This window comes from Brevundimonas sp. (assembly GCF_036399195.1).
Classification (GTDB): Bacteria; Pseudomonadota; Alphaproteobacteria; order Caulobacterales; family Caulobacteraceae; genus Brevundimonas.
The window spans coordinates 1-3,832 of record NZ_DASWNO010000176.1; the positions used below are offsets into that span (position 1 = coordinate 1).

Here is a 3,832-nt window from a genome sequence, read left to right on the forward strand (position 1 = left end):
CCAGCACCGCCTGTATGTCCTCAACTACGGCACCAAGGTCGCGGCCAGAGACATTCGCCAAGACCAGTTGGACCCGCTCCACGCTCTCTCTGGAGATCGCATTAGGCCCTTGGTCCCGCACCACATCGGCGACGGCTCCAACCGGGAGCAATACGCCCTCGCTGGCGGCCAGCGGAAGGTTCTCGATACTCGAAACGTCGGTCAGCAAAGCCGGATCGTAGCGGACCACCACGTCCGTAATGACCGGCCTCTCGAGCAGGGTACCGACGGTGGCGCCGCCGATCGCCGCCCCGATTGCCTCCGCTGCTTCGCCAGGCGTGAGGCCGGCCTGCGCCAACTCGGCACGTTTGAACCGGAGCCTCAGATAACCAACTTGCGACTGCGTGTCGGTCTGGACGTCAACGGCACCTGGCACAGCCTTCACCAGCTCCTGGACCTGATCTGCCAGACGCCGGATCGTTGAAGCGTCAGGAGCGAAGATCTTGATGGCTATGTTCGCACGGGCGCCTGAAAGAATGTGGTCAACCCGGTGGGAGATGGGCTGCCCGTAAATAGCCTGAACGCCCGGTATGCGGCCCACGGCAGCACGAAGCGCATCCAGGAGTTCTTCGCGTTCACGGCCGCCCGGCTTCAGCGTAGCCTCAATCTCGGAGGCGAAAACCTCCTGAGCATGAGGATCTCCGGGGGCTCGTCCTGTCCGGCGGGCGGTCGTTAGCACCTCCGGCTGAGCCAACATCGCGGCCTCCACCTCGGCAGCCGCGCGGTCGGAGGCCTCTAGAGAAGTGCCCGGCAGCGTGGTGATGTTCACGGTGAGGCTGCCCTCGTTGAACTCGGGCAGGAAGGCGCGGCCGGAGAACGACAGCGCAACGCCGGCCACAAGCACCAAGGCCACCGAGCCAATTGCCAGCTTGCGCCATTGCGGAAGTAGCCGGCTAAGGAGCGAGCCGTACCGCTCCTTCATCTTGTGTACCCACCGGGGCTCGCGCCCGAGGGCCTTCTCGCTTCGCGCCAGGACTTCAAACCCAAGAGCGGGCGTCAGAGTCAGGGCAACGATCAACGACGCCAGCAGCGCAACGCCGTAGGCAAGCGCCAGAGGCTGCAGCAGTCTGCCTTCGATTCCTGTGAGGCCGAAAATCGGCAGGAACACGATGAGGATGATGAGGGTGGCAAAGACGATCGAGCCTTGCACCTCAACGGCCGCGTTTCCGACGATGGTTGCGTAGGCAGCCTGCTCTTCAAGGGGCTTTGCCCGCTCGATCCGAAGCCGACGAACGATGTTCTCTACGACGATAATCGCATCGTCGACCAGCACGCCTAGCGCGATCGCCAGACCCCCCAAGGTCATTGTGTTAATGGTGCCGCCGACGGCGTTCACCGCGATGATTGCGGCGACAACAGAGACCGGGATAGCGGCCAAGGTCACCAAGGTGGCTCGCCAGGAGGCGAGGAAAAGAAGGACCACGATCGAGACAAGAATGAGGCCATCGCGAAGTGCAGCGACGACGTTATCAACCGCCCGCTCAATGAAGTCGGCCTGCCGGAAGACGTGCGTTTCGAGGACCATTCCCCGTGGCAGCGTGCGCTGTATTTCGGCGAATTCCTCGTCGAGCCGCTCCGTGAGCTCAAGGGTATTCGCGTTGGGTTGCTTCTGGATCGCCAGAATGACCGCTGGACGGCCATTGTAGGAGCCCGTGCCCCTTTTCAGCCCTTCTCCTACCCGGACGTCACCGACCTCGCGGGCAAGCACAGGGAGGCCTCCCTGTGAGCCGACCACCACGTCACCGAACTCCTCGGGGCTCCGGGCGCGACCGACACCTTCGACCAGCATCTCCTGACCGCCCTCAACGAGGACGCCCGCAGACTTGTTGGCGCTGGCACCGCCGAGGGCTTCGATCACCTCATGGATGCCGACGCCGCGCGCGCTCATCCTCGACGGATCAAGAAGCAGCTGGACCTGACGTTCGTCTCCTCCGATCGTCATCACTTCCGCGATGCCCGGCACAGCAAGCAGCCGTCGCTTTACGGTCCAATCGGCGAGGCTCTTGATCTCCATGCCGGTATGGCGGTTGGAGCGAAGTGCCGCGAACATGATCTCGCCCATCACAGAGGATGCAGGCGCCATCACGGGCGGTGGCAAGTCATCAGGCAGACCCGCTGCGGCCGCCTGTAAGCGCTCCGAGACGATCCTGCGCGCATCAGCCGGAGGCGTGGACCAGCCAAACTCCAGGGTGACGACGGACAAGCCGGTCGTGGAGTTCGACCGCACCCGCCGCAATCCAGGAGCACCGTTTAGGGCAGTCTCCAACGGAATGGTTATGAGCTGCTCCACCTCTGTCGGAGTGAAGCCGCCGGCGTCGACCACTACGACCACAGAGGGCGCGGTCAGATCCGGAAGAACGTCCACCGGGGTTCGAAGCGCCATGACGCAGCCGAAAACTGTGAGGAGCAGTGCCAAGGCGTAAACCACCGGCCGGTTGGCTAACGACCAACGGACGAGACGCTCAATCATGTTGGACGTCCCTCAATGTGCGTGACCTTCGCCAAAGGCACCCGGCGTGGCCGCCGCACCGCGTACCGCTGCTGCACCTACGGTGACGACACGCTCCCCAGGCTTCAGGTCTCCCGTCACGGCTACGAAGGCACCTGTTCTCAGGCCAGCCTGGACCGGGCGGCGCTCGAAAGCCTCGCCCTCCGCTTGCACGTAGACGACCATCTGCCCGCCTTCGTCGACAACAGCCGAAGCAGGCACGGTCAACGCTTCGGTGATCAGGCCGGTGTGCAGTCTGCCCTGCAATCGCTGGCCGGGCTTAAGCGCCGGGCCCGAGGCCGCGAACACGACGTCCATGGTTCGGGTGCGCGGATCAACGAACCCACCTCCCTGAACAAGGCTGGCGCCTCTGCCGACGGTGAGCGTCGAGACGCCTCCAGGACGGATGAGGTCGAGCCCGGTCGGCCTTAGCACCCGAGCCGCCTGAGCCTCGGGCACACGCGCGACCAGCCAAATCCGGTTGGGGTCTCCGATCCTCATCAGTTCGGTCCCAGCCGCTACGGCGCTTCCGCGCACAAGCGTCGAGGACAGGATCTGACCGGAAATGGGCGACACCAGCGCCACCCCCGATCCGCCGCCGGCAAGGGACGAGCGTCGGCGGCTCGCGGCGCTCAACTCGGCCTGAGCCAACCGCAGGGACGTCTGAGCTTCTTGGAGGCGCCGCTGCGGAACAGCTTCAGCGCGGTAGAGCGAACTCATCCGACCAACCTCACGGCGCGCTGCGTCCGAGTTGATCCGGGCTCGTGCAATCGCAAGGTCAAGGGAGGCTACATCCTCGCCGCCGCCAAGTTGCGCTGAAATGGTGGCCAGCGTCTGCCCGGCTCGAACGCTCATCCCTGGCGCTGGCACCCGCCCACTTGTGCGCAAGATGCCTGCTACAGGCGATGCCACAACCGCTTCAGCATCCGGGGCAAGCCTGACGTCGATCGTCACCGGCAGCGTATCTTCCAGCCGCCTCACGCTGGCCGGCGCCGTGGCGAAGGGGATCTTCCACTGAACCTCCTTCGTGAAGGCAATCTGACCGCTGTCCTCCTCTTCGGGGTGGGCCTTGTTGGCGGCTTCCTGCGAAGCATAAACCTGGACAGGCCCTAGGTCGTGGACGAACGAGCGGCCACGTGCGTCAAGCCGCATCACCAGCCTGGCTGCACCCGCCTTGGTTGGCGTGAGCTCCGGACGGAAGATGCCGGGGGTGTCGGAAACATTGGCTGCAACCCGGACAGCACCATCAGGCCGGATCAGTTCGATCGTCAGCCGCCCCTCGGCAACCGCCTTGAAGGTGTCCAT

2 protein-coding genes are annotated in these 3,832 nt (G+C 64.5%); both read right to left on the reverse strand.

What is annotated here, in order from left to right; genetic code table 11:
* The coding region (locus VGB60_RS08375) for an efflux RND transporter permease subunit (RefSeq protein ID WP_331037815.1) at window positions 1-2,509 on the reverse strand (2,509 nt) is incomplete at its 3' end.
* 12 nt (window positions 2,510-2,521) lie between these two features.
* A partial coding sequence (locus VGB60_RS08380) for an efflux RND transporter periplasmic adaptor subunit (protein WP_331037816.1) occupies window positions 2,522-3,832 on the reverse strand: 1,311 nt, incomplete at its 5' end.